Genomic DNA, 26,979 nt, shown 5'->3' with positions numbered 1-26,979 from the left:
GCTTAACGTTATAAACCAATCCATTATTTATCTCCTTGCTGTTGTTCAAGGTTTAATTTGTCTATATCTTCGAATAATTGTGAGGTTTGTTTATCAAAATCTTCTACCTCAGTATCGACTTTAAAATCAATATCATCTTCAGAAGCGATATTTTTCTCAGCTACTGCTTTCACTTTTTCAGAGGATTTGATTGATAAGGCAGTTTCGATCGTTTCAACTCGATGTTGCAGATTGATAAGGTTTTGTAAGTTAATCAATTGAAGGTTGGTTTCTTTGCTTGTAACTGATTCTATATTGTCAGTCCCACCCCAACTTCTATTTTGACGGTATGACGTTGCCCAGATCCATAAAAATGGCCATAGAATATGGAAAGTTAATAAACTGATCCACCCCGCTACTTGTAACGCATCTTGTTGTGGATGATTACGTTCCTTCGCCATTTTATAGGGAATGTCATGTATAGCGACCATTCCATAAAATAAGGTAACGAATATAAATACTAATATTCCTAAAGCGATATATTCAAGCATATTACGTCCTGTAAATGATATTAATTTGTTATTAGTATCGCAGAAATTAGAAAGCCCATCACGCAATTCCTTTAAATATCATAAAGTAATCACATAACGGGCTTAATATTAAATATGTTCTCTAATATTTAATAACTTAAATCGTTATTTATCTTCGAATAATGGCATTTTCTTCAAGTAAGTTGTTAACAGTACAATACGAACACCGTTAACACGCCCTTCAATATGTTCTGGGTTATCAGTTAACGAAATATTACGCACTGGCGTTCCACGCTTAGCAGTAAAATTACCGCCTTTTACTTCCAAGTCTTTAATTAACGTTACGTTATCACCCGCTAATAACACGACACCGTTTGAATCACGCGTTGGGGCAACATCTTCAATTTCATCGGCAGCAACACCATAGTCAGCCCAAGCTTTTTGCTCATCTTCCATGTACATCATATCTAATAGATCTTGAGCCCAAACTTCACCCGCTTTACTTAAACGTGTTAATAAACGAAATGCAGTTACTTGCACAGCAGGAACTTGGCTCCACATGCTATCGTTAAGGCAACGCCAATGGTTATTATCCATCTCAACTGTTTTTTCGATTTGAGGTAAACAAGTAGAACACACTAACACTGATTTATCTGAGTTAGGTTCTTTAACAGGTGGCACTTCGAAAATAGACAGTTCATTAGTCGATGAACATAATTCACAACATCCATTACTACGTTCTGTTAAAGCTGCATTGATCGGCATAATATGACCTTATAGTTAGTAGGGTAAATAAAGGGCGCTATTATGCGCCCTTTTAACAATAAAAAAAACTAGAAATAGTCTTCAATACTTAACCATAAAGGAGGAATGTTTAATCACAAATTGCATTTGATTGATATATAGACTGCAAATACATTGTATTCAATAGTGAATAGTCAGTATCTTCAACATAATCTTGGTTAATAGCATTGAGAATAACCCCACCTGCGTTGGTTTGTGCATACTCTGTTTTAGCAATCACTGTTGCTATACCATTGTAATTAATATTGTCGTAGGTATTGCCGTTTGGCCCTTCAACATTAATCGCTTCATCAACACATGCGTTATCAAGGTCGTCGGTCACAATATCATTAAAATCTAATACGGCATCACCTTGCGAGTAAACAGGAATTGCTAATACTATTTTGTTCTTTACCACACAACGATTAGTCCAATAGGTGATGGCATCTTGTGCATCTTCTAAAGAAGAGTGCAGGTCGTCATTGTCAGTTGTATTAAGCGCCATCACATTCACAAAATCAGGGTAACCTAAAGCATTCTCTTGCACACCTTGATCAGTTGCATCATCATCTTCACCGGAGTCGACCACGTAACTAAACAGCACTCCTTGGTCGGTAGTCAGTTCAGAAACTTCTTTTACTAAATCTTCAAATAGGTCCCCTTCATCATCAGTTGTTGGAAATTGCCAATTAATATCGATGCCGTCTAGGTCATAATCTTTGATCAAATTTTCAACGTTATTGATAAAGTTATTTAAGGCCGTTGTATTTCCTGCGATAGAGTTAAAAGCAGAGTCACTAGCGTTGCCAATAGAGGCCATGGCATAGATACCCGAGTTATGTGCCGTATCAATCAACTCTTCAAATTCATCTAAATCATCCCCAGTGGGTAAAATTAAATCCCCATCAGATTCAACACCAATTTTGTTATAAATAACATGAGTTAGTTTAGTAAAATCGATGTCATCAAGTGTTTCTTCATCACTGATAGACCAGTATGCAATTTGCTTAAAATCAACACTGGTAAAGTCTTCCTCACACACTGCATCCTCATCGCCTTCCCAAATATCATCAAGAAATCCTGACGTCTTATTATCACAAGCAGCTAACGCATAGAGTGGAAGACAGAGCACAAATGCTCTAATGAATTTATGCGCAAGTAGTTTATGAGACGGTAATGATGTTTTCACAGTCGGATTTATCCTTTTTTCATTTGAATACAATTAATAATATCACTTACCTTAATAGGGCAAGCAAGTTAAAATAAGAAAATAAGTATTTTTTCACACACCAAATTAGGCAAACGCTATGAATGAAGCATTAATAATTGCAGATCAAACTTTAATATTACATCGCCATCCACGAAGAAAAAACGAAACATTACAAGCTTGGGATTCAGCTGATGAATACTTGATCAACCATTTTAATGAAAATGAATTGAATAAATACATTACTGAAGATGGGCAACTATTAATTATCAACGACGGTTTTGGTGCATTAAGCTGTTACTTTAACGATCTTGAAAGAACTGTAGTTTCAGACTCTTTTTTATCAGTAAGTTCAATAAAACTTAATATGCAACGTAATCAATGTGATCCTGACAATTTATTAATTCAAGATAGTCTGCAGGCATTACCAGATAACGTTAAAGTAGTATTAATAAAAGTACCTAAAACATTGTCTTTTTTAGAGCATCAATTACAGCAATTAAGTACTGTAATTGGTAAAGATACGATTGTAGTCGCAGCGGGTAAAGCCGACACCATTCATAAATCAACACTGGCTTTATTTGAAAAGTATATCGGTACCACTAAAACGTCATTAGCAAAGAAAAAATCGCGTTTGATATTCAGTATCGTTGATCAAACAGACATTCCAGAAGATGATATTGCAATTACTTGGGATATTGAGCGTTTTGACTGGAAAATTCATAACCACGCGAACGTCTTCTCACGTAACCATTTAGATATTGGTGGACGTTACCTAATGGATAACTTACCTGAAGGTGATTTTACTAAAGTTGTTGATTTAGGATGTGGTAACGGCGTAGTTGGCATGGCAGCAGCAGTAGCATACCCAGAAGCACAAATCACATTCATTGATGAATCTTATATGGCAGTAGATTCAGCACGTATTAATATGCTGAAAAACTTTGAAGAAGAACGTTCTGATAATACTCGTTTTGTAGTAAACAACGGGTTAGTTGGATTTAAAGCACGTAGTTATGATTTAATTTTATGTAACCCTCCTTTCCATCAACAACATGCAATCACCGACCATATCGCTTGGAGTATGTTTAATGATGCACATTTCTGTTTAGCAGTGAATGGAGAACTAGTGATTGTTGGTAATCGCCATTTAGATTATCAAGATAAATTAGAGCGCATTTTTGGAAACTGTGAATTAATCGCAGAAAACAAAAAGTTCGTTATCCTACGTGCAATTAAAATGGAATAGCAAATATAAACCTCAAGTGTAAATCTTTACACTTGAGGTTACATATCCCCATTAACTATCAAAATGTCCTGTTGATTAATTCAAGCTAGCGACAAATTAACAACTAATTTGCCCTTTAACCCTTTAACCCTTTAACCGGGCACAGGAATACACTTCACCATAAGCTTCAGATTTAATGGTTAATGTTGAAGCTGTTAATGCTAATACCTTACCTGACTCGTTAATACTATCTGGCAAAATATCATTAAAATTAAAGAAATTATCTAATTGTGGATGGCTGACATTAGTAAATTTAATATCACTGGATGACATCACAAGCTGATCTCCTTTTAACTGCCATGACGATTTATCGGTTTCATTAAATGTCAATTCAGGCATGCCTGGAATATTCAGTAATAAAGTACCTGACCCACTCGACTTCCCTTGCTTAGCGTAATTGATATTGTAGTGGACCTTTACCTTCATTTTGGTCTTTGGCTCTTCTGCTTGGTGCTGGCAGCGCCAATTACCGATCATGTTATTTTCATTAATCTGACTGACTTCGGCCGCAAAAGTAGGCATTGCAACTGTAAATGTTAATAACGGTAATAATTTTATTAAATTCATTTCTCTATCCCAATTTTTTACAGTGAATATGCAATGCGATGATAGCCTAGAAGCCTATCAGTAGCTACTGTCGCTAATAACGAAAAACCACACTATTAAATCTAAAATTTTACTACTACAAACAAATTATGACAGGAAGTTTATAACGTAAAAGCTGAAGAAATAGTAATACTCACTTTACTTATCTCTATGGGGTTCATCTATTGAAAGGAGTAATGCTAATTCTATTAGATAACGGATCAATCTTGTTGGTAACAATAGCTATTGTTACCAACTAATAGGAAAGATCTATAAGACAAACCTATTCTCTAGAGTTGCATAATAAATTTTGTAACTATAAATAAAAAGCCCCGTAAAACGAGGCTTTCTTAATGTAGAACGAACTACTATAGAATTTATTTTTGTAATTGACGTTGGCGGCGAACAGCTAAACCTGCAATTGCAAGTCCAAATAATAACATAGTCTCAGGCGCAGGCACTTGTACTGTTAAGGTTGATTTCCCAACATAAAAGTCACCCAATAAAGATGACACTACAATATCGAGTAAACCATCAGCATTCAAAGCACCTAAAGCATTAACTTCTAATGCACCAGAGAATCCATTATTAAATGTAATGGCACCGCTATCAAAGTCAAAATCTTCAACGGTAAATAGTATAACTTCTGGGAATATCCCTTCGAAAAATCCATCTTTATCATCTGTAACTTCTACTTCTAGGAACCCACTGAAAGCACTTCCTAAAGTAAACGATCCAGTTTGATCTAAACCATCATTTAAATTGTGCTGATAAGTATGCGAATCTAACCAGCCAACAAATTGATTCTGTTCTACTGTGTCTACGATTGTACCTGCAAAAGTACTTGCACTAAATAATAGCCCGATTGCTAATCCCATTTTTTTTATGTTTGAAAAATTAAACATGTCCATATTCCACCCCTATTCCATTTAATGTAAGAAAGAAAAAACTTAAGAAAAAAGCATATATATCAGATATATACATAACTGGTATTACACTTGGTTTAGCATCAAATATGCCAACTCGAAAATCTATATATTTAACAATGAGATACAGGTTTTCAGGGACCTAATTAATAACAAATGTAAAGAAAATCAACATATTGTTAATTCAGTATCATTAAAGGTGAATAATGAATGGGACAAAACATTCAAAGAAGATAAAATGACATTATAAAATAAAAGACAAAATTTCAAAAAGTCATTTAAATAAACATAAAGGAATACTTTAAAAAACTAACAATTAATTTAGAACATAATATAAAAATATAATGCAAGCTATTGATGTATTTAATAATAATAATTTCGAAAAAAATAATTACTAACTCATAAGTAATGCAAGATTTTCCGACATATTTTTTGAACTTAATTACTGGACACAGTGAAATCGATTCAAATTACTCAATTATAAATAGATTAAGCAAAGCATTATTAATATCAAATTGAATCTAAGGTTTTCTTTGTTGTATTTCGTAATAAGTAATTACTTTAAGAAGCGACCGTCTATTTTTGCTCAAACTGTACTCGGTTTTCAATGAGATCGACTGTGGTTTAATGATTAAGATGTCATGATTTTAAAATTACTGTTTATTGAAGAAGGCTGGATTCAGATCATAAGTGCATAACTTAAAATTTTTATAAAAAACAGAGAACCACTGGGGCTTGTATTGTGAATAAATATGATAAGAAACTTTATTAGAAGACTATTATCCTGATGATACGTAAGCTGCTATGAAAAGAGCTATATAAAGAGGTATGTAAAGATATAAATAAAATGCAATGTTCGCAGCCATTTAAGCCAATAACTACTTCAGTCACTCTGTGTAACACTTTAAAGATATCGACTAGCCCTTTAATGGTTGACAGAAATATTTTACCAGAGCACCTTCATGAAGCTTAAACGCAAGAAATAGAGTTTAAATTTTAGGGACAAAAAAACCCCGCTATTGAAGGTCAGTTCAAAGCGAGGCTTGTGTTGTGAGTCAACACAGTAAGCAATCTTGTTAAGAGATTACCAACCAGTTACTTCACGTAGTGCTTTACTGAAATAAACAGCTGCTAGAGATTACCAACCAGTTGCTTCACGTAGTGCTTTACTGAAATAAACAGCTGCTAGAGATTACCAAGCAGTTGCTTCACGTAGTGCTTTACTGAAATAAACAGCTGCTAGAGATTACCAACCAGTTACTTCACGTAATGCTTTACCGATATCAGCAAGTGATTTAGTCGTTTTCACGCCTGCATCTTCTAATGCTTTAAATTTATCTTCTGCAGTACCTTTACCGCCAGCGATAATCGCACCAGCATGTCCCATACGCTTACCAGCAGGTGCAGTAACACCAGCGATGTAAGAAACAACAGGTTTAGTTACGTTTGCTTTAATAAATGCAGCCGCTTCCTCTTCCGCAGTACCACCGATTTCACCAATCATTACGATTGCTTCAGTTTCTGGATCTTCTTGGAATAATTTTAGAATATCGATGAAGCTAGAACCAGGGATAGGATCACCACCAATACCAACACAAGTTGATTGACCAAAACCTTCGTCTGTAGTTTGTTTAACAGCTTCATAAGTTAATGTACCAGAACGCGATACGATACCTACTTTACCTTTTTTATGAATGTGACCCGGCATAATACCGATTTTACATTCATCAGGTGTGATAACACCAGGACAGTTAGGACCGATCATCACAACACCTTCTTGATCTAGTTTAATTTTAACTGCAACTAAATCTAGTGTTGGAATGCCTTCAGTAATAGTAACGATTAATTTAATACCTGCATCAATCGCTTCTAAAATAGCATCTTTACAAAATGGTGCTGGTACGTAGATAACCGATGCTGTAGCACCCGTTTCTTCTACTGCTTCACGTACTGTATTAAATACAGGTAAGCCTAAATGTACTTGACCGCCTTTACCAGGTGAAACACCACCGACCATTTGTGTACCGTATTCAAGCGCTTGCTCTGAGTGGAAAGTACCTTGACCACCAGTGAAACCCTGACAAATTACTTTAGTGTCTTTATTAATTAAAATACTCATTATTTTCCACCTACCGCTTTAACAGACTGCTGAGCAGCATCTGTTAATGATGTTGCTGCAATAATATTAAGACCTGACTCAGCTAAGATCTTACGACCTAATTCTGCATTGTTACCTTCTAAACGAACGATAACAGGAACAGAAACACCTACTTCAGCTACTGCGCCAATAACACCTTCTGCGATTAAATCACAACGTACAATACCGCCAAATATATTAACTAAAACAGCTTTAACTTTGTCATCAGAAAGGATGATTTTGAATGCTTCTGTAACACGTTCTTTAGTTGCACCGCCGCCAACATCCAAGAAGTTCGCCGGATTGCCGCCGTGTAGGTTAACCATATCCATAGTACCCATAGCAAGGCCAGCACCATTAACCATACAACCGATGTTACCATCAAGAGCTACATAGTTAAGTTCCCACTGAGCCGCATGCATTTCACGAGCATCATCTTGTGTTGTATCGTTGATAGCATGAAGTGCTTTTTGACGGTACATTGCATTTGAGTCGATAGTAATTTTGCCATCTAAACAGATTAAATCGTCTGAACCTGTTACAACTAATGGGTTAATTTCTAATAACGCTAAATCTTTATCTTCAAAAATAGTTGCAAGCCCTAAGAAAATCTTAGTGAATTGACCAATTTGTTTACCAGATAAACCTAATTTAAATGCTAATTCACGTCCTTGGTACGCTTGTGCGCCAACCAAAGGATCGATTATAACAGTATGGATTAATTCAGGTGTTTCTTCAGCAACTTTCTCAATTTCAACGCCGCCTTCAGTAGACGCCATGAACGTAACACGTTGTGAAGCACGGTCAATAACCGCACCTAAATAAAGCTCGTTAGCAATATCACTACAACTTTCTAATAATAATTTATTAACTGGTTGTCCGTTAGCATCTGTTTGGTAAGTAACAAGATTTTGACCTAACCATTTATGTGCAAACTCACGGATTGCTTCTTTTGAATCAACTAACTGTACGCCACCCGCTTTACCACGACCACCCGCATGTACCTGACACTTAATAACCCATTTATCTCCGCCTAATTTTGACGCAGCATTAACCGCTTCTTCGCCACTATCACAGGCAACACCCTGTGGAACCGGTAAACCGTATTCTTTAAATAGCTGTTTTGCCTGATATTCATGCAAATTCATGTTTGATTTCCATCTGTTTTAGTTAAACTTAATAGCTCGAAAGCCGTGAGTGTAAAAACAATTCTTGTTTCGCTGCTTATAAAAATAAACAGCGAATAAACTTTTTTATTAAAGATTAAACATCTAGTAATAAGCGAGTAGGATCTTCAAGAAGCTCTTTGATAGTCACTAAGAAACCTACTGACTCTTTACCATCAATTAAACGATGGTCATAAGACAGTGCAAGGTACATCATCGGTAATATCTCAACTTTTCCGTTAATCGCCATTGGACGATCTTGGATTTTATGCATACCTAAGATAGCCGCTTGTGGAGGATTGATAATTGGCGTTGAAAGTAAAGAACCAAATACACCGCCGTTAGTCACGGTAAAGTTACCGCCCATCATTTCGTCAACAGTTAATTTGCCGTCACGACCTTTGATAGCAAGCTCACGAATACCCTTTTCAATGTCAGCAACACTTAATGTATCAGTATCACGTAAAACAGGTGTTACTAGACCACGTGGTGTTGATACAGCAATACTGATATCAAAGAAGTTGTGGTAAACGATATCAGTACCGTCAATTGCAGCATTAACTTCTGGGTAACGTTTAAGTGCTTCAGTTACCGCTTTAATGTAGAAAGACATGAATCCTAAACGGATACCATGTTTTTTCTCAAACACTTCTTGGTATTGCTTACGAAGATCCATGATTGGTTTCATGTTTACTTCATTAAATGTAGTTAACATTGCCGTTGAGTTTTTAGCTTCTAATAAACGTTCTGCAACACGTTTACGTAAACGTGTCATCGGTACGCGCTTGTCACTACGTGCAGCAACAGCGGCAACGATATCAACCTTAGGCTCTGTTTCTTTTTTGTTTTTAGATGTACGGAAGTTATCTACATCTTCACGCGTAATAACACCGCCTTTACCAGACCCTTTAATATCACGCGCATCAATGCCTTCTTCAAGCATTAAACGACGAACTGATGGGCTTGCATCGGCAGTTGCTGCAGGTGCTTCAGCTGGAGCTGCTTCTTCTTTCGCTACAGCAGGTGCATCAGCTTCTTCTAACTTAGCTAATAACTGTTTAGAAAGTACGGTTGCGCCTTCGTCTTCAATTATTTCTTTTAAAATGCCTGATGCAGTAGCAGGAACTTCTAACACTACTTTATCTGTTTCGATTTCAACTAACACTTCATCACGCTCAACGAAGTCACCAGGTTGTTTATGCCAAGTTGCTACAGTTGCATCTGCAACTGATTCTGGAAGTTCTGGTACTAGTACTTCAATCATAATTAACGCTTCCTACAATAATAATTTTTATTCAATAAATTTAATTTTGATTACTGTTCATCAAAACCAAGAGCTTCGTTCACTAATGCTTTTTGCTGCTTAACATGCAGAGACATATATCCAACCGCTGTTGATGCTGATGCTGCACGACCTGCATAATGCAGAGTTGCGCCTTTAGGCAATACAGTACGGAAATTATGTTGACTACAATACCAAGCCCCTTGATTTTGTGGTTCTTCTTGACACCAAATAAACTCAGTTACATGCGCATATTGCTCAAGTAAATCATTTACTTCATCCGTAGGGAATGGGTATAGCTGTTCGATACGTATAATCGCTATGTGGTTTAACGCTTCAGCACGACGTTTTTCTAGTAGTTCGTAATAAACTTTACCACTACATAAAACAATTCGCGTCACTGCTTCAGGGTTTAACTCATCGACTTCACCAATTGCATTTAAGAATGTACCTGACGAAAGTTCATCTAAGCTTGAAACGGCTAATGGATGACGCAATAACGACTTAGGTGACATAACAATTAATGGACGACGCATAGAGCGGATCACTTGTCGACGTAACATGTGATAAACCTGAGCTGGCGTTGAAGGAACACATACTTGCATATTATGCTCAGCACACAATTGTAAGAAACGTTCTAAACGAGCAGATGAATGCTCTGGACCTTGACCTTCATAACCATGTGGCAGTAAAACAGTTAGACCACACATGCGACCCCATTTTTGCTCACCTGATGATAAAAATTGGTCAAATACAACTTGAGCACCATTTGCAAAGTCACCAAACTGCGCTTCCCAAATACATAAACCTTTAGGTGCGCCCGTTGAGTAACCATATTCAAAAGCCAGTACAGCTTCTTCAGATAGTACTGAATCATAAACATCAAAGTGACCTTGATCATCAGAGATATTTTGTAGAGGAGTATAACGTTTAGCTTCCGACTGCTCATGCAATACAGCATGACGATGGAAGAAGGTACCACGTGCAGAATCTTGACCTACTAAACGAATGTTATACTTAGAGTCTAACAATGTTGCATAAGCTAAGTTTTCTGCAAAACCCCAATCAAGTAATTTTTCACCACGGGCCATCGCTTGACGGTCATTGTAGATTTTCGCAATACGAGAATGTTGTTTCTGATCTTCTGGATAATGACTAATAGATTCAGCTAATTCTACTAAACGTTGTTTTTGGAAACCCGCTTCGTAGGGTAAATCCCAGTCATGTTTTAGGTAAGGAGACCAATCTATAGAATTACCTTGCATAGATTGCCACTCTTTAACCACACACTCGCCATTATCTAAAGCATCACGGTAATCAGCAACGAGCTTTTTAGCAAAACCATCTGCAATAACACCTTCACTTTCTAGTTGTTTGCTGTAGATATCACGTGGAGTAGGATGTTTTTTGATTTTTTGGTACATCAATGGCTGTGTTGCACTTGGCTCATCTGCTTCGTTATGGCCATGACGACGGTAACAAACTAAATCAATAACAACATCACGTTTGAATTTATTACGGAAGTCAATTGCGATATGTGCTGCTTGCATTACTGCTTCAGGATCATCACCATTAACGTGGAAAATTGGTGCTTGGACCATTTTAGCAATATCAGTACAGTAACGAGTTGAGCGAGTATCTTCAGGATTTGAAGTAGTGAAACCAACTTGATTGTTGATAACGATGCGGATAGTACCACTTACTTTAAATGCACGTGCTTGTGACATATTGAATGTCTCTTGCACAACACCTTGACCAGCAATTGCAGAGTCGCCGTGGATAGTGATAGGTAAAACACTTTCACCAATACTATTTAAACGTTCTTGACGAGCACGAACCGAACCTAAAACTACAGGGTTAACGATTTCTAAGTGTGAAGGGTTAAATGCTAACGATAAATGTACATTGCCTTTAGCAGTTTTAAAGTCACTACTAAAACCTTGATGATATTTAACATCACTTGAACCATCGATATTTGCATGTTTGCCCGCAAACTCATTGAACAAATCAGCAGGCTTTTTACCTAATACGTTAACTAATACATTTAAACGACCACGGTGAGCCATTCCGATAACAACTTCATGTGCCCCTTGCTCGCCAGAACGTCTAATGACTTCTTTAAGCATAGGAACAAAAGAGTCACCACCTTCTAAAGAGAAACGTTTTGCACCAGGGAATTTAGCACCGATGTAACGCTCAAGACCTTCTGCTGCAGTTAACTCTTCTAAAAATCTATTTTTAGCTTCGTTGCTGAACGATGGGCGACTTTCACATGACTCAATACGGTTTTGAATCCAACGCTTTTCATCAGTGTTCGTGATGTGCATGTATTCCACACCCAATGAACCACAATAAGTACGTTTAAGCGATGCAATGAGATCTTTTAAGATCATCGTTTCATTGCCTGCCGCAAATGAACCAACATTAAAGTTAGCATCTAAATCAGATCCACTCAGCTCGTGATAGAACGGGTCTAATTCTTTCACTGACTCAGTTTTAACTAAACCAAGAGGATCTAAGTTAGCAATTTCATGTCCTCGGTTACGATAAGCACCGATCAGTTGTAACACTTTGACTTGTTTTGCATCGTTGTGAACAGCACCATCAGGCGGTGTAAAACATTTTGGCGCTTTCGCCGCATGCTTCATCTGTTCACGGATAATTGAATGGCGCTCCTCAGGAGCGTCAGTCACACTTGGTAACTCATCAAAGACTTCACGCCAATTAGCGTCCACAGCAAGTGGATCCTCTAAATACAATTCGTAAATGTCTTCGATATAAGTAGAATTTGCCCCGGAAAGATGCGATGAGGCTAACCAAGTTTCCATAACATTAGTTGGCATTAAAATTCCTTATTCTTTATTAATGTTTAATTAATAATATTTATTTAGTAATTAAACTGCGCGTTGTAATAACATAGATTTAATTTTACCAATCGCTTTGGTTGGGTTTAATCCTTTCGGACAAACACTCACGCAGTTCATGATACTGTGACAACGAAAAACACTGAAAGCATCATCTAAATTCGACAAGCGTTCTTCAGTTGCACTATCTCGACTATCGATAAGGAAACGGTATGCAGCTAATAAACCAGCTGGACCGATAAACTTATCAGGATTCCACCAGAATGAAGGACAAGAGGTTGAACAACAAGCACATAAAATACACTCGTATAAACCATCTAATTTTTCACGCTCTTCTGGAGATTGTTTGAACTCTCCAGCGGGCGGTATAGTGCCATCTGTAATCAAAAATGGCTTTACTTTTTCATACTGAGTATAAAATTGTGTCATATCGATCACTAAATCGCGTACCACTGGTAAACCAGGTAGTGGACGAAGTACAATTTTTCCAGCAGAAAGTAAATCAGAAAGAGGCGTAATACACGCTAATGCATTTTTACCATTAATATTTAAACCATCACTACCACAAACACCTTCACGGCATGAACGACGGAATGACAATGACTTATCTTGCTCTTTTAATGCAATCAAAGCATCAAGCACCATCATGTCAGAACCTTCAGGTATTTCTAATGACATATCTTTCATTGAAGGTTTGTCATCAACATCAGGGTTGTAGCGATAAACAGAAAATGTAACATTCATATTATAAAACCTTCTTAGTAAACACGTGCTTTAGGTGGGAAAGCTTCACGTAGTACCGGCGCCATATTAACGTCACGTTTACACATACTTTCTGTTTCAGGATTGAAGATACTATGGTGTAACCAATTTGCATCATCACGATCAGGGAAGTCGAAACGACTATGGGCACCACGACTTTCAGTACGGAAGTTTGCCGCTAAAGCAGTTGAAAAAGCAGTTTCCATTAAGTTGTCTAGTTCTAAACACTCAATACGGTTAGTATTAAACTCGCTACTCTTATCGCCTAACTTAGCATTGTTCAAACGTTCACGTAAAACGCGTAACTCCGCAAGCCCTTCAGCCATTGCATCACCGTCTCTAAATACTGAGAAGTTGTTTTGCATACATTGTTGTAGGTCTTTACGAATTTGATCAGGACACTCTGTACCTGTGCCTTTTTCCCAGCGATTGAAACGTGCTAAAGAAGCTTCAATATTTTCTTCAGTTGGTGGCTTAGCTGTATTTTCTTTGGTTAATACTTTACCAAGATGTTTACCCGCAGCACGACCAAATACGATTAAATCAAGTAATGAGTTACCACCTAATCGGTTTGCACCATGAACTGATACACTTGCAATTTCACCCACAGCAAATAAACCTTTCACTTCAACATCTTTACCATTTTCATCTAGTTTTAACACTTGACCGTTAACGGTAGTTGGTACGCCACCCATCATGTAATGACAAGTAGGGATGATTGGAATCGGTTCATGTACAGGATCAACATGAGCAAACGTACGTGATAATTCACAGATACCTGGTAAACGTGTTTCTAATACATCTTTACCAAGGTGATCAAGTTTCAATTTAATGTGCGTGCCCCAAGGACCTTCACAACCACGACCTTCACGAATTTCAATCATGATTGAACGAGCAACAACATCACGACCGGCTAAATCTTTAGCATTTGGCGCGTAACGCTCCATGAAACGTTCACCATCTTTATTTAAAAGATAGCCACCTTCACCTCGACACCCTTCTGTTACCAGAACACCTGCACCAGCGATACCGGTTGGGTGGAACTGCCACATTTCCATATCTTGTACCGGTACACCAGCACGTAAGGCCATACCAACACCGTCACCGGTATTAATGTGAGCATTAGTTGTTGAAGCATAAATACGCCCTGCTCCACCAGTTGCGAGTACCGTTGCTTGTGCTCTAAACACACAAACTTCGCCACTTTCAATATCAATAGCAGTACAACCAACAACATCACCATCATCATTTTTCAATAAATCAAGCGCGTACCATTCAGAGAAAATGGTGGTTTTATTTTTTATATTTTGTTGATAAAGCGTATGCAACAATGCATGACCTGTACGGTCAGCAGCAGCTGCAGTTCTAGCAGCTTGCTCGCCACCAAACTCTTTAGATTGACCACCAAAAGGACGTTGATATACTGAACCGTCTTCGAAACGAGAAAATGGTAAACCCATATTTTCAAGTTCACGAACAGCATCGGGTCCTTCATTACACATAAACTCGATAGCATCTTGATCACCGATAAAGTCAGAACCTTTAACTGTATCGTACATATGCCATTGCCAGTTATCTGCATGTGCATTACCTAGCGCTACTGTAATACCGCCTTGAGCAGATACAGTATGAGAACGCGTTGGAAATACTTTAGTAATCAACGCACAACTTTTGCCTTCTTGCGAAATAGATAATGCCGCGCGCATACCTGCACCACCAGCACCAATAACAATCGCATCAAATTCACGAATAGGTAAACTCACTTAAACACCCCACAAAATTACAAAACCAAAAATAACGTAAGCAAATGCAACTGTTGTTAACACAAACTGTAATGTGCCACGTAATAAAGTACATTTAACGTAATCTGTTAAAACTTGCCAAATACCAATCCATGCATGAACCAGCATTGCCACCAATGCCATTAACGTAAATACTTTTGTTAATGTTAGTGAGAAAAAGCCTGTCCAAACTTGATAAGTAATATCTGCAGATGCAACAAAGCCTACAAGATATAAAATGTAGGCTAATAAAATAACTGCACTGGCACGTAATAATATGTAATCGTGGACGCCGCTCCGCCCGAAAGTACCTGCAACCTTTACCATACTAAAATCCCCGCTAATATTGATAATACAGCAGTAAGGCCAAAGCCTACTTTTGCACTAAGTGATGCACTGTCCATTTCTTCCCAATATCCTAAATCTTGAATCATATGCCTAACACCAAATACGGCATGGTAAGCAAGACCTGTTAACGATCCCCAGAAAATAAATTCAACGATAAACAAGTCTAAATAACCTTGTACACTTTGAAAATCTTGAGCTGATGATAACGAACAGTTTAGGAGGGTAAGGAATATTGCTAATGCAATAAAAACGATGATCCCAGAAACACGATGCAGTATTGAAGCGGTAGCAGTAATGGGGAATTTAACCGTGGATAGGTCTAAATTTTTAGGTCTCTCTTTGCGCACAATTTATCTCTTTATGATGGCTAAAAGTTAGGGGTTGTTTTACGGGCTCTATTGTTAGCACATTGTTAATGCTTTGTAACATCGAAACGCATTTTTTTGTGAGCTAAGTACGGTAAAATTTTCAATTGAGCAATAAATAACTCAATTGAAAATTTTACCCACCCAATCCTTAAGATATCAGAGGCTTGAAAGAAATTATAGCACTTTGGATTATTAAAGATTTTATCTAATATTTGTTGCGATCTTCTCCCGCAAAGTTGCAATGTATAATTTGACAAGGTTAAATTTTGACTGTAAAAATATGGCACCAAAAAAGCGTGTTTATAAAAAGAAGAGTACAAGAAGAGTACAAAGAATTATAAAAAATATAAATAATTTTTAAAACAAGGGAGAAAATAATGTCGGACAAAGTCGCAATACTTCACTTACCAGGACAAGATCCTGTTGAACTACCTATCTTTAGTGGAACAGCTGGTAATGATGTAATTGATATTCGTAGCTTAGGAAAAACAGGCTACTTCACTTACGACCCTGGTTTCCTTGCAACAGCCTCTTGTGAGTCTGCAATAACTTTTATTGACGGTGATGAAGGAATTTTATTACACCGAGGTTATGCTATCGATGATTTAGCATACAAATCAGATTATTTAGAAGTTTGTTATTTATTACTAAACGGTCAACTACCTACTGAAAAAGAATTTGCCAAGTTCAAACACACTGTACTTCATCATACAATGTTACATGAACAGCTAGTCGCATTTTACCGCGGCTTCCGTCGTGACTCTCATCCAATGGCGATTATGGTTGGTGTAGTAGGTGCTTTATCAGCTTTCTACCATGACTCCTTAGATATTACAAATGAGTCATGTCGTGAAATAGCAGCATTTCGTCTCATTTCAAAAATGCCAACTTTAGCGGCAATGAGCTACAAATATTCTATAGGTCAACCCTTCATGTATCCGGATAACACATTATCTTATGCCGGTAATTTCTTGAAGATGATGTTTGGTATTCCATGTGAACAATATGTTGTTAATCCAGTACTAGAAAGTGCAATGGACAAAATATTGATTCTTCATGCTGACCATGAACAAAATGCATCAACCTCTACTGTACGTTTAGCCGGTTCTTCAGGTGCTAACCCATTTGCATGTATTGCAGCTGGTATTGCTTCATTATGGGGACCTGCTCACGGTGGTGCTAACGAAGCGTGTTTAGAAATGTTAGAAGAGATCGGTACTGTAGATCGTATTCCTGAGTTTGTTGCAAGAGCGAAGGATAAAGATGACCCATTCCGTTTAATGGGCTTTGGACACCGTGTTTATAAAAACCATGATCCACGAGCTACGGTAATGCGTAAAACATGTCATGAAGTATTAGATGATCTGAAAATTGATGATCCACTGCTAGATGTCGCAATGGAACTAGAGCGTATTGCGCTTGAAGACCCTTACTTCATCGAGAAAAAACTTTACCCTAATGTAGACTTCTACTCAGGTATTGTTTTACGTGCTATGGGTATTCCACGTACTATGTTTACAGTAATATTCGCTGTTTCTCGTACTATTGGTTGGATTTCACATTGGAAAGAAATGTTAGATCAACCAGGACAAAAAATTGGTCGTCCGCGTCAAATGTATACGGGTGAAGTTGATTTAAATTACCCTGACAAATAACGCCACTAAATCAACAAACTTAATGATATGACTAAGTAGCACCACTACAAGCCATGCTCATTAGAGAAGTGGACAATAAAGAGGGTATACAGTAATTAACGGGTTTCATAACCTTTAATTATCTGTATACCCTCTTTTTTATAGCTGTTTTGACCATTGAAGTAGTTTTTTCTTAGGATACTTCTTCATTATTTCTCGTTGAATTTGTAAACAACAACCATCACTCGAATTATTCAACTTAAGTAATCTGCGTGCATATAAAGCCCTCGCAATGTCGTAACTTTTCACTGTAAAATATTTTAGTACGTAGACTGCTGCATAAGTTTCAATTTTAATTACATCTATTTGCTTATCGTGTTTATTAAAATTAATACTATTTTCAAAGTCATTTACAAGTGCAAGCCCATGAATAAGAAAAGTATATTTATAAGCCTCATTCATATAACGAACATCTAAATCAGTGCTGTAGGGAATGATTTCACTTTGAATGAATATAATAGATTTAAATTTATTATCCAATTTATAGAATGTTGTCACGCTGCCTTTAATGTCTTTACAATTGCTAATGGTATTAAATGTTATTTTTGAATGTAAAATATCATCAAATTTAATTCGATGTCTTATCATCAAGTCTGGAGATGGGATACTTAAATCAGGTGTTATAACAATAGTCACTTGCCCTTTTTCTTCTTCTTTTTGCTTTCTGACTTCAAACAAGTTTTCGTAATCGATTACACTCATCAATTTGACCTTAATTTTTTAAAATGTGATAAATTTGATACACGATAACAAATAAAATAGTTAAATGTTTGAAAACCCGATTTATTGAGTAAACAACAGCTAACTGTAAAGTGATTACCTTTTTGATTACCTAAAAAACAGCTAATAAAAAAGGTAGCCTAAGTACCGTTATGGGTCCTTAATCTATTAAAATCATGTAAAATGCCAGACTCTCAAATAATTACCGCCGTTATTTATAACCTGATAATCTTGAGTGAATATCTGATGGACATAAAAATAACATTCTTTAAATTCTTGGGAATGTCATTTACTAGCAAATAAACTAGCTTTAATTATTTTTCCCAAAACATCTAGAGAACTTATGCCAAAACAACTCACCGCATTATCCATTGACTCTATTCAATTCCCCGATCCCAACAATGCGTTAGATGATCCAGAAGGACTACTAGCAATCGGTGGTGACTTATCACCCGAACGACTGCTTAATGCCTATCAACATGCTATTTTTCCTTGGTTTTCCGATGGCGAGCCTATTCTATGGTGGAGTCCTGCTGAAAGAGCCGTGATCCAACCACAGCAAGTGCATATAAGTAAAAGCATGGCAAAATTTATTCGCCAAACCTCACTTACGATCACCGTTAACCATCGTTTTAAAGATGTCGTTACAGCCTGTGCACAACCTCGTAAAAAGCAAGCTGAAACGTGGATCAGCCCTGCAATCCAATCTGCCTATTATCAGTTACATTTACGTGGCGTTGCACATTCAGTGGAAGTTTGGAATCAAGATCAATTAGTGGGTGGATTATATGGGGTCAATGTAGGTGCCATTTTTTGTGGTGAGTCGATGTTCCATCAACAAACGAATGCATCAAAACTTGCTTTTATTGCTTTGAGCCAACATTTTTTACGCTTTCAAGGGCAGTTAATAGACTGCCAAATGATGACAGAGCATTTACAAAGTTTAGGTGTAACTGCGAACACTCGGCTAGCGTTCATCAAACAACTCGACCAATATAAAGGAACAACTATTAATTCAACTTGCTGGGATAAACAGACTATTTACCTAAAATAAACGTAATTTATATACGCGTTCAAGTTTTTGTAACTAAAAAATAGAGTTGGACTTAAAACTGACGTTTATGTAAAAAGCATAAAATATTTGAAATTAAACTGATGTGAAGTTTAGAAACAAAGATAATACAAATAAGTTAGATGGTGTTATTTAAAAGGTCTTAGGCGCTGCCACACTGTTTGTATTACAGTATATTTAAGGCTTAATCTAGATTTAAATAAACCTAAAACGTGCCGAATTAGCACGTTTTATATGTACTACAACTGATAAATATTAAATAATCGCTAATATTAGTTTTGTTGTAATTGTGACTTGATTGCACCCAGTACAACTTTTCTAGTGATCAAACCAACATAAATATTATCCTCGTCTAACACAGGATACATTTTCGGTTTTTCGTGGATCATCTTCTGTGCCAAATCTAGAATGCTTAGCGTCGAAGGGATACTCAAAGGTGCATCAGACATAACGTCTTCAACCAATGCAGCATGTTCATGGTAGTAACTCGCTTCAATTAACTTAGCAAGGCAATCCTGCTCAGATAACCAACCTACTACATGTCCCGTCTCATCAATAACAGGCCCGCCGATTAAATTAGATAATAATAATTTATCAACAGCCGCTTCTAAATTCATTCCTTTTGTGAATGCAATGCTTTTACCTGTCATAAACTGCTTAACTTGTAAATTTTTCATTATATTCAGCTCCTTGTATTTGAACATATCCTTTGCCCGACACTTCAATCTAACCCTTTTTTAAAAGAAAGTCGATATTTGAAATAACATTATATGCTAAACTATTTCCTTTATATTTCATTAGCAAAGGGTTTCGATATGGCTTCATTACAAGAGCAATTAATGAATTCAGGTTTAGTTAATAAGCAAAAAGCAAAACAAGCACAAACAGAAAAACGTCGACAAGCAAAACAAAAGAAAAAAAAAGGGACGGTGATTGTTTCAGACGTACAAAAAGCAGTACAAGAAAAAACTGAATTGCAAAGACAAAAAGACCTAGCGGATAACCAAGAAACCCAACAACAATTAGCAATACGCGCTGCACATGGTAAATTAATCCAGATGATTGCTCAGCATTGTGAAAAAGATTACCAAGGTGAACTAGACTACCATTTCACTTATGAAAACAAAGTTAAGCGCATTGCTGTAACACCTTCTATTCAGCAGGGTTTAATCAAAGGCTCTTTTGCCATTTGTGTATTGAATGAAGAATTTTATTTAATCAACAAAGAAGCCGCTGAGAAATTACGCGCTATCGACGAATCAGTACTTGTTGCACTGCATGACCAAACAGATAATTCAACAGAAAATGAAGCAGATGACCCGTATGCTGAATTTGCAATCCCTGATGATTTAATGTGGTAGACAACAAAAATATCCTTAGTAATAAGTGACATATAGAAGGTATCGACCTAGAATAACTTTTCAATAACAAAATTTTTGTAAAAAGAGATACTGCATTTATGGACTTTAAGGCTTATCAATCACAAATCAGAACGTTAATTCCGCTTCGAAATAAAGCGGACTTTAGTACTATGCTGGATAAAGTTTTCTTTGGTGAAAGTACTAGTGATAAATTTCTGATCAAGATGGAATTAAGCCGACTTGCCAAACCCTGTTCTCGGATTATAGACCTGCGTGAAAAGGTAACGGATGAAACGCAACAATTCACGCACCAAGATATTATGCATTACCTCACTCCCTCAGCAGATAAAGAATTAACAGCGGCAATAAAACTATATGGCGAATATACCATTGGGGCTTATGAACAAGTATTGGAGCATGTTCAAAAAGTAAAACAGGAAAAATCAGCAAAACCTGTGGCTAAAATAGCACCTGAAGTAGACCCCAATATTACAGAAAATATTCAATTAGATAATCACAGTAAACAATCTGCTGCACGTATGTTTTTTGTATCAAAGATAACTGTCATACTTGAAGATGGATCTGAGCATCAAGCAAGTACATCAAACATTTCTATTACGGGACTTAAAGTAAAGTTATCAGAAAAGTCGAACTACCTTGATGATCAATTCATTAAGGTTAATTTTACTGCTTTAGGTAATGACTACAAAGATAAAGCGATCACAGGGCAAAAAATAACTTATCGTTTAGTTAAACAACAACAAGAAAAAACGGGTTTTTACCTATATTTAAACCTAGAGGACGATAAACCGGCTTTTGTTAATTTCATAAAATTATTTATTCGCAGTAATCAGCATAAATATAAATTAGATGTGCACTATTATTTCCGCCTAGCGCGAGAAAAACTGATTAGAACCAGTACGTTGATGGGCTTAAGTAGCCTCCCGATTTATCTTAATGCAACCCATAGTTCCGCATTAATATTCTCACTCCGTAATCAAGCAAACAAAGAAATTATAGATGATTGGCGTTGTGATAATAGCAATCAACTGCCTTTTTTGTTCTCTGAAAAGCGATTAGCCGCAATGTTAAGTATGGCGAAGCCAACACTAGCAACAACAGTGTATTGCTTTACATATATCAGTGAAGGCGAGGAGTTCTTCTTATCAGCGACCGAAGAAGAATTAAAAAAAGAAAACTTAAAGCATTTATTTATTGAGTATGGTCGTACTAAACCTAATTGGCGTTGCTATCATTTAACACTGCAAAATTATGTTTATAAAGCCAAAAAAACATACGGGTTGACAGATATAAAGCCATCAATATTTGATGATATTACGCATGTTGCAACATTAACTGAAATAGCGACTAATGAAATCATTGAAATAGATCATCGTAGTGATGAAAAAAGAGACCTCAATCTATTAAATATTTTTGTGCACCGAGAAAAACAACCAGGCTTTGTTCCTGTATATGATCTGTTTCCCGATGAATTACGCAAAGAAGAACGTTATAGCTTTAACAGTGTAATTAAATTAACAGCTGGGAAAGATATTTGTTCTGGGAAAATAGTCAATTTTTCAACGTCAGGTTTAAAAATACAACTAGGTGCTAAAGAATCCTTAGCAAGACGTAGTTTAATTAAAATTGATTTTATCGACCTACAAAAGCTATCTAAACAATTTACCCTTTCTAACATTGAATACCGTGTGATTTCTTCTGGTCCAAATAATACCTTTCACTTACAGGTAGCAACTCGTGATAGTTATTTAACTATGCACCAGTTCTTTTCAATATTAATCAAAAATAACCCAACACACTTTCAAGTCATCCCACTCAAGGCCAATAAACAACCAGTAACATCGCGGTTAAGGGAAGCTGCAGAGAGTGCGCTGCATCCAGCCTTCTTCTATGTATCAACTCAAAATTGCAAAGCTAAAATTTCGCTATCTTCAATTGCCGACACGTCTAAGGCACTCAAGCAATTGTTTAATATTAACAGTAAAGATTCATATGAAAATAATCATCTCGCCCTATCTAATAGAAGATTATTAGAGCGTATTTTACATACGCCATTAAGAACTGTTTCAACACTTGAAAATCCATTAAATTTTGAATGTACTATCTACGTTCAAAAAATATTAGTAGCCAATAATAAATGGAAGATCAATAGCTACTTAGATGAGGACTTTAAATCTAAAGAGAGCAAAAGAAAGTTTATTTTAGATAATAAAGAGCTGAAACAACTGCAAATATTACATTACCGATTAACTTCCATCAAAGCCCCTGATTTAGCAGTAGTTAGCTCAGAAGTAAATATTATATCTTGTTATGCAAAACATCTTAGCCAGCGCATTGAAGAAGAAATACTAAAAATTAATGCCATGATACAAGTTATAGACAGGACTAAGCAGATACTGGGCGATTGAAGTTTGTTGTAGATAATTATCTTTTGATATTTACTTATAGATAGCTAATTATAAATAATTACCCATAAAAAGCTGTCAGCTAAAGATGGCTGTTTAAAGAAGTAGCTCATAAAGGTATGCATAAACTCATTTTGTTAACCAAGTTAGGCGGAGTATACAAACAATTTGCTCCGCCTATTTAATCTTACAACTAACTAAAGGTTTATTTATTGCTTACTGAGTTTGTAAAGGTAAAGAAGCAATCAGTAAACACAACGCCCCTTCTAGATCTAAGTGATTTAAGGCAACTGCAGCTTTCTCTTGCACAATAGGCTTGGCATGGATAGCAATCCCCATTGCAGAGGCTGCCATCATAACTAAATCATTAGCACCATCACCAATAGCAACTGTTTGATTCATAGGGATATCGAACGATGTAGCTAACTCTTTTAGTGTACGTGCTTTAACATCAGCATTAACAATTTCACCCGTTACCTGCCCCGTTAGCGTATCATCAATAATCTCCAAGGTATTCGCATAAGCAGCATCAAAACCGTGGTCCGCTTTTAATCGATTAGCGAAGTAAGTGAATCCACCAGAAGCAATGGCAACTTTCCACTTAGCCGCTTTTAAACCCGCAATTAAAGCCACTAAACCAGGCATGAGTGGCATATTATCCGCGACTTCTTTAATAACCGACTCAGGTGCTCCTGCTAACTTACCAACACGGGTACGTAAGCTTTCATTAAAATCTAACTCACCTCGCATTGCCGCAGCAGTAACAGCTGAAACTTGGTCACCAACCCCATATAACCGCGCAATTTCATCAATACATTCAATCTGTATCGTAGTTGAATCCATATCCATCAATACTAGGCCAGGTACCGCAAAATTAGGTAACTGTTCAACTAATGCGACGTCACACTCATGTTCAAGTGCAAACGCACTAACAGCTTCGCTTACAACACTCGGAAGCGTATTCAGCGTTAGGCGTATAAAATTAACGCCTTCGACTTCACCTAGATTAGATAATACAACCTGCGAAACAGCTTCATTAATGAGTATTGTTTTTAAAGCAATTAAAGCGCGAGTGCTGATATTTTTTCCCATTAACACTAATTCTGCCCGAGCATAAAATTCATTTTCTGGCGTATCATTAATTAAAAATAATGGTTGTCTCGCTTCAACTGAAGATTGCAAATCTACTTTCCATTGCAAAAATGAGATAGAGTGAGCAGGTACTTGAAGTGTTTTAATCGTTTCCACTGTAATATGCCTATTGGTTAATTGCCGTAAAAATATTGCTCACAAGATAGCGATTGCTAATTTATAATGCAAGCGTAGATACGATAACTAAGGGTTTAAATGTATGGTTAACAAGCTTTTCTGGATAAAACGTACGTTACAAGTAGTGACCATGTTTGCACTATTTGCAGTGATTGCTTATCAATTTATCACCCTGCAAAATGAATCTAATGCTGTCCGTTTCCAGCAAACAGAGAAATTTTCTTATTCATTAACCAACTTAGCCGCCGCTGAAGCATCTCGCTATTTATCTCAAAAAAACCAAGAAAATTTACAACTACTGATTGATGATCTCAGTGAAGATCCAATTGTGAGAGATGCCATTATCTACGATAAACTGGGGCAAATACTTTACCAATCTAAAGCATCGATACCTTTACCCGTATTATTAAAAATTGGTGGCAAACAAAGTGATGAAGCAGAGGGTGTTATCCCCTACATTGCAGAACTTTATGACGATGGCACGAAAATAGGTTATATCCGTATCGCTTTGGAGCAGGAACGAATTTTAAGTTTAATTCAAAATTATCAGCAACGTGGATTATCGATAATGTCGTTATTAATCTTACTGTCTTTTATCGCAGGCACATTATTGACCGCCATTTTCTACAAAAAAGTCACCAGTATTTACACACAGCTTATTGCAGAAATCCCAAAACTGATTGAACGTACTAAAAAAGAGGCCACTAAATAATCTTAATTGCAGTTAAAATAGACGAACAACAAGCGTAGTGCACAAAAAAACATCAAACAAACTAAAGTTAGTAAAGTTTCATTGACAGTAGTGCCAAGATGTCGCAAAATCACTTCGCTTTCAACAGCTTCTATATAAGCTCGCTTAACTCAGTTGGTAGAGTGCCGCCATGACATGGCGTAGGTCACTGGTTCAAGTCCAGTAGCGAGCACCATATTTTTTACATCTAGTATTATTTCTAATTTAATAATTTTCTAACTACTTTATAAGTCTAAAAATTTTTTATTAAACTGAAAAGAAAAATAACTTATTCCTTCAATGTCAATTTCGTAAATGACAAGCACTAAAAAATTAACATTTATTCGTTAATTCTCCGACACACGTTTAACAAAGTTAATCTTTGAAATGCTCAACTTACGCCTAAAACTAAGTTTTTTTCCTACGCAAAATTTAATCATTTATTTAATAGAAAAGCTTTAGCGCGCCATTACGAAACAAGACATTATCATCAACAGTACTTCCATTCTCTCTGGCTTTTTTAAATATAGCGATGAGGTGAAAAATCTGAGCTTTGTTGGGAGTAGTAAAGCGTAAGCATTACGTCCATTGTTACAGCTCAGCTACGTCCCCGATAATGACTTATTTATTAATCATTTCACTTAACAACTGCCATCATTAAAAATCCTCAATAAACTGACGAATTCGTTTGGCATTTTGTCCCCGATCACCGCGACCAACTCGAGAGTGAGATCTAATATCTATAATACTACTGTTACCATTTTCACGAACTCGAATAACAATATCGTCTTTAAAACCAAAAAAAGCAGTTGTATCAACGGCTTCAATAATCCCACTAGCATCATCCTCTGCGATTAATTCCCACCCAGAGTCGCTAACTATTTTAAGACTACGTTGAAAAGCAGCTTGGCTACTAAGTTCAGATTGGATAGGCGCAATATCTGGGAATGCATCTGCTTGCCTAGCCACAGCCGATTCACCAGGATAATCCAAAGTATTGCTATCACTAGGTCGAACTCCTGCAACTGCATCGAATTGAGGCGGATCTAAAGTGTCCGTTGAAATATCATTAAGCGCAGGCCCTGCGGGCGAATCATATTCAGAAGGTTGACTAGTTACTGCTACAAAAACCAGTGCAGACAGCATTAGTGCTGCAATCCCACTCATCAAGCTCGAAATCAGTTCTCTACGAATCAATGAAAAGATAAAAATTACAGCAGAAAAAATAGCGACACCTGCACTTATCTGAACAGTCAATCGTGTTAATCCTGCTGCATCCCTGAATCCCATCGTTCCACCTTTTACACTGAACATGCACCAAGCAACGACAGAGATGCAAGCAATACTAGCGACGAGTGCAAGAGCAGCCCATTTTTTCGGTTTTTTTAATAATGACATTAAAAATCTTTCCTTTTTAAAAAATCACATTAGATATCTATTTAACTTCACTTTATTTATGAATCACAAAAAATTTTACTTTAAACATTTTATAACTCAAATTAGGTCGAGCTTACAGAGGAGTAGGTTAAGGCGAGGTTAATAAAGAAAGGGAGTATGTAACAACATATCGTGAAGAACTATCGCCTCAAAACCACAGAGATTAACATTAATTTTCAAAGGAAAAATCTGACTATCATTACCAGCTCCCGCCTCCCAAAAAAAGCGATATAAAGAGAAACAACCTTAATCAATTGTTAGGTG

Annotated in this window: 22 protein-coding genes, 1 tRNA gene and 1 pseudogene; 7 read left to right on the top strand and 17 right to left on the bottom strand. The window is 36.6% G+C overall.

Annotated features, from left to right (window positions below; all coding sequences use genetic code 11):
• Positions 1 to 305 precede the first annotated feature (305 nt).
• The 3 genes and pseudogenes from MT391_RS18755 to MT391_RS18745 all read right to left on the bottom strand — a co-directional run.
• Positions 306 to 530: pseudogene (locus tag MT391_RS18755) on the bottom strand (DUF3302 domain-containing protein); the annotation flags it as partial.
• A 144-nt stretch (positions 531 to 674) separates the two neighbouring features.
• Positions 675 to 1,274, bottom strand: coding sequence for a PhnA domain-containing protein (locus tag MT391_RS18750; RefSeq protein ID WP_166372936.1), 600 nt, complete (start codon positions 1,272 to 1,274; stop codon positions 675 to 677).
• A 109-nt stretch (positions 1,275 to 1,383) separates the two neighbouring features.
• Positions 1,384 to 2,481, bottom strand: coding sequence for a glycoside hydrolase family 18 protein (locus tag MT391_RS18745; protein WP_499499504.1), 1,098 nt, complete (start codon positions 2,479 to 2,481; stop codon positions 1,384 to 1,386).
• Between the two features lie 118 nt (positions 2,482 to 2,599).
• Here MT391_RS18745 and MT391_RS18740 point away from each other — a divergent pair, with 118 nt between their 5' ends.
• A complete protein-coding gene (locus MT391_RS18740) occupies positions 2,600 to 3,748 on the top strand; it encodes a methyltransferase (protein WP_299662490.1) in 1,149 nt (382 codons plus the stop codon).
• A 123-nt stretch (positions 3,749 to 3,871) separates the two neighbouring features.
• Here MT391_RS18740 and MT391_RS18735 read toward each other — a convergent pair whose 3' ends face one another.
• From MT391_RS18735 to sdhC, 10 genes are all read right to left on the bottom strand, one after another.
• Positions 3,872 to 4,354 carry a hypothetical protein gene (locus tag MT391_RS18735; protein ID WP_499499502.1) on the bottom strand — a complete coding sequence of 161 codons (483 nt, stop codon included), beginning with the start codon at positions 4,352 to 4,354 and terminating at the stop codon, positions 3,872 to 3,874.
• Between the two features lie 395 nt (positions 4,355 to 4,749).
• Complete coding sequence (locus MT391_RS18730; RefSeq protein WP_499499500.1) at positions 4,750 to 5,283, bottom strand: PEP-CTERM sorting domain-containing protein; 534 nt, start codon at positions 5,281 to 5,283, stop codon at positions 4,750 to 4,752.
• Positions 5,284 to 6,544: 1,261 nt separating this feature from the next.
• Positions 6,545 to 7,417 carry a succinate--CoA ligase subunit alpha gene (gene sucD, locus MT391_RS18725; RefSeq protein ID WP_166372941.1) on the bottom strand — a complete coding sequence of 291 codons (873 nt, stop codon included), beginning with the start codon at positions 7,415 to 7,417 and terminating at the stop codon, positions 6,545 to 6,547.
• Positions 7,417 to 8,583, bottom strand: a complete 1,167-nt coding sequence (gene sucC / locus MT391_RS18720) for an ADP-forming succinate--CoA ligase subunit beta (protein WP_499499498.1) — start codon at positions 8,581 to 8,583, stop codon at positions 7,417 to 7,419. Before sucC ends, sucD begins: the two co-directional genes overlap by 1 nt.
• 115 nt (positions 8,584 to 8,698) lie before the next feature.
• Positions 8,699 to 9,868 carry a 2-oxoglutarate dehydrogenase complex dihydrolipoyllysine-residue succinyltransferase gene (odhB, locus tag MT391_RS18715; protein WP_499499506.1) on the bottom strand — a complete coding sequence of 390 codons (1,170 nt, stop codon included), beginning with the start codon at positions 9,866 to 9,868 and terminating at the stop codon, positions 8,699 to 8,701.
• Between the two features lie 47 nt (positions 9,869 to 9,915).
• Complete coding sequence (gene sucA / locus MT391_RS18710; RefSeq protein WP_499499496.1) at positions 9,916 to 12,726, bottom strand: 2-oxoglutarate dehydrogenase E1 component; 2,811 nt, start codon at positions 12,724 to 12,726, stop codon at positions 9,916 to 9,918.
• Positions 12,727 to 12,777: 51 nt separating this feature from the next.
• Positions 12,778 to 13,491, bottom strand: a complete 714-nt coding sequence (locus MT391_RS18705) for a succinate dehydrogenase iron-sulfur subunit (protein WP_499499494.1) — start codon at positions 13,489 to 13,491, stop codon at positions 12,778 to 12,780.
• 14 nt (positions 13,492 to 13,505) lie between these two features.
• Positions 13,506 to 15,272, bottom strand: coding sequence for a succinate dehydrogenase flavoprotein subunit (gene sdhA, locus MT391_RS18700; RefSeq protein WP_166372945.1), 1,767 nt, complete (start codon positions 15,270 to 15,272; stop codon positions 13,506 to 13,508).
• Positions 15,273 to 15,617: a succinate dehydrogenase, hydrophobic membrane anchor protein gene (sdhD, locus tag MT391_RS18695; protein WP_166372946.1), complete on the bottom strand. Its 345-nt coding sequence runs from the start codon at positions 15,615 to 15,617 to the stop codon at positions 15,273 to 15,275.
• On the bottom strand, positions 15,611 to 15,988 hold the full coding sequence (gene sdhC / locus MT391_RS18690) for a succinate dehydrogenase, cytochrome b556 subunit (protein WP_037070645.1): 378 nt from the start codon (positions 15,986 to 15,988) through the stop codon (positions 15,611 to 15,613). The genes sdhD and sdhC overlap by 7 nt, the downstream gene beginning before the upstream one ends.
• Positions 15,989 to 16,383: 395 nt before the next feature.
• On the opposite strand from sdhC, the gene gltA reads away from it, so the two are divergent.
• The gene (gene gltA / locus MT391_RS18685) at positions 16,384 to 17,661 is read left to right on the top strand and encodes a citrate synthase (protein ID WP_499499493.1); all 1,278 of its coding nucleotides are present in this window, start codon (positions 16,384 to 16,386) and stop codon (positions 17,659 to 17,661) included.
• A 138-nt stretch (positions 17,662 to 17,799) separates the two neighbouring features.
• Here gltA and MT391_RS18680 read toward each other — a convergent pair whose 3' ends face one another.
• The gene (locus MT391_RS18680) at positions 17,800 to 18,402 is read right to left on the bottom strand and encodes a hypothetical protein (RefSeq protein ID WP_499499492.1); all 603 of its coding nucleotides are present in this window, start codon (positions 18,400 to 18,402) and stop codon (positions 17,800 to 17,802) included.
• Positions 18,403 to 18,763: 361 nt separating this feature from the next.
• Here MT391_RS18680 and aat point away from each other — a divergent pair, with 361 nt between their 5' ends.
• Complete coding sequence (gene aat / locus MT391_RS18675) at positions 18,764 to 19,474, top strand: leucyl/phenylalanyl-tRNA--protein transferase (RefSeq protein ID WP_499499490.1); 711 nt, start codon at positions 18,764 to 18,766, stop codon at positions 19,472 to 19,474.
• 290 nt (positions 19,475 to 19,764) lie between these two features.
• Here aat and MT391_RS18670 read toward each other — a convergent pair whose 3' ends face one another.
• On the bottom strand, positions 19,765 to 20,169 hold the full coding sequence (locus tag MT391_RS18670; protein WP_166372950.1) for a CBS domain-containing protein: 405 nt from the start codon (positions 20,167 to 20,169) through the stop codon (positions 19,765 to 19,767).
• A 138-nt stretch (positions 20,170 to 20,307) separates the two neighbouring features.
• On the opposite strand from MT391_RS18670, the gene MT391_RS18665 reads away from it, so the two are divergent.
• Together MT391_RS18665 and MT391_RS18660 are read left to right on the top strand one after the other, a co-directional pair.
• A complete protein-coding gene (locus tag MT391_RS18665) occupies positions 20,308 to 20,853 on the top strand; it encodes a DUF2058 domain-containing protein (RefSeq protein WP_499499488.1) in 546 nt (181 codons plus the stop codon).
• 98 nt (positions 20,854 to 20,951) lie between these two features.
• A complete protein-coding gene (locus tag MT391_RS18660) occupies positions 20,952 to 23,282 on the top strand; it encodes a PilZ domain-containing protein (protein WP_499499486.1) in 2,331 nt (776 codons plus the stop codon).
• Positions 23,283 to 23,495: 213 nt separating this feature from the next.
• Here the strand turns inward: MT391_RS18660 and serB are convergent, their stop codons facing one another.
• Positions 23,496 to 24,527: a phosphoserine phosphatase SerB gene (serB, locus tag MT391_RS18655; RefSeq protein ID WP_499499484.1), complete on the bottom strand. Its 1,032-nt coding sequence runs from the start codon at positions 24,525 to 24,527 to the stop codon at positions 23,496 to 23,498.
• A 103-nt stretch (positions 24,528 to 24,630) separates the two neighbouring features.
• Here serB and MT391_RS18650 point away from each other — a divergent pair, with 103 nt between their 5' ends.
• Together MT391_RS18650 and MT391_RS18645 are read left to right on the top strand one after the other, a co-directional pair.
• On the top strand, positions 24,631 to 25,260 hold the full coding sequence (locus MT391_RS18650) for an AhpA/YtjB family protein (protein ID WP_499499482.1): 630 nt from the start codon (positions 24,631 to 24,633) through the stop codon (positions 25,258 to 25,260).
• A gap of 138 nt (positions 25,261 to 25,398) precedes the next feature.
• Positions 25,399 to 25,474: transfer RNA gene (locus MT391_RS18645), tRNA-Val, on the top strand.
• Positions 25,475 to 25,935: 461 nt separating this feature from the next.
• Here the strand turns inward: MT391_RS18645 and MT391_RS18640 are convergent.
• Positions 25,936 to 26,676 (bottom strand): DUF1499 domain-containing protein, encoded by a 741-nt coding sequence (locus MT391_RS18640; protein WP_299662554.1) that lies wholly within the window; start codon positions 26,674 to 26,676, stop codon positions 25,936 to 25,938.
• Positions 26,677 to 26,979: the final 303 nt, after the last annotated feature.

Origin of the sequence: Vibrio sp. 1-Bac 57 (assembly GCF_037546855.1) — a bacterium.
In the GTDB taxonomy this organism is placed as follows: Bacteria; Pseudomonadota; Gammaproteobacteria; order Enterobacterales; family Psychromonadaceae; genus Psychromonas.
The sequence above is the reverse complement of the archived record's forward strand: the minus strand, read 5'-3'. Positions and strand labels throughout refer to the sequence as shown.

Excerpts from the sequence above, each read along its gene's own strand:
- MT391_RS18750 (WP_166372936.1), bottom strand. The coding sequence starts at position 1,274 with ATGCCGATCAATGCAGCTTTAACAGAACGTAGTAATGGATGTTGTGAA.
- MT391_RS18740 (WP_299662490.1), top strand. The coding sequence starts at position 2,600 with ATGAATGAAGCATTAATAATTGCAGATCAAACTTTAATATTACATCGC.
- MT391_RS18735 (WP_499499502.1), bottom strand. The coding sequence starts at position 4,354 with ATGAATTTAATAAAATTATTACCGTTATTAACATTTACAGTTGCAATG.
- MT391_RS18730 (WP_499499500.1), bottom strand. The coding sequence starts at position 5,283 with ATGGACATGTTTAATTTTTCAAACATAAAAAAAATGGGATTAGCAATC.
- sucD (WP_166372941.1), bottom strand. The coding sequence starts at position 7,417 with ATGAGTATTTTAATTAATAAAGACACTAAAGTAATTTGTCAGGGTTTC.
- sucC (WP_499499498.1), bottom strand. The coding sequence starts at position 8,583 with ATGAATTTGCATGAATATCAGGCAAAACAGCTATTTAAAGAATACGGT.
- sucA (WP_499499496.1), bottom strand. The coding sequence starts at position 12,726 with ATGCCAACTAATGTTATGGAAACTTGGTTAGCCTCATCGCATCTTTCC.
- MT391_RS18705 (WP_499499494.1), bottom strand. The coding sequence starts at position 13,491 with ATGAATGTTACATTTTCTGTTTATCGCTACAACCCTGATGTTGATGAC.
- sdhD (WP_166372946.1), bottom strand. The coding sequence starts at position 15,617 with ATGGTAAAGGTTGCAGGTACTTTCGGGCGGAGCGGCGTCCACGATTAC.
- gltA (WP_499499493.1), top strand. The coding sequence starts at position 16,384 with ATGTCGGACAAAGTCGCAATACTTCACTTACCAGGACAAGATCCTGTT.
- MT391_RS18680 (WP_499499492.1), bottom strand. The coding sequence starts at position 18,402 with ATGAGTGTAATCGATTACGAAAACTTGTTTGAAGTCAGAAAGCAAAAA.
- aat (WP_499499490.1), top strand. The coding sequence starts at position 18,764 with ATGCCAAAACAACTCACCGCATTATCCATTGACTCTATTCAATTCCCC.
- MT391_RS18670 (WP_166372950.1), bottom strand. The coding sequence starts at position 20,169 with ATGAAAAATTTACAAGTTAAGCAGTTTATGACAGGTAAAAGCATTGCA.
- MT391_RS18665 (WP_499499488.1), top strand. The coding sequence starts at position 20,308 with ATGGCTTCATTACAAGAGCAATTAATGAATTCAGGTTTAGTTAATAAG.
- MT391_RS18660 (WP_499499486.1), top strand. The coding sequence starts at position 20,952 with ATGGACTTTAAGGCTTATCAATCACAAATCAGAACGTTAATTCCGCTT.
- MT391_RS18650 (WP_499499482.1), top strand. The coding sequence starts at position 24,631 with ATGGTTAACAAGCTTTTCTGGATAAAACGTACGTTACAAGTAGTGACC.
- MT391_RS18640 (WP_299662554.1), bottom strand. The coding sequence starts at position 26,676 with ATGTCATTATTAAAAAAACCGAAAAAATGGGCTGCTCTTGCACTCGTC.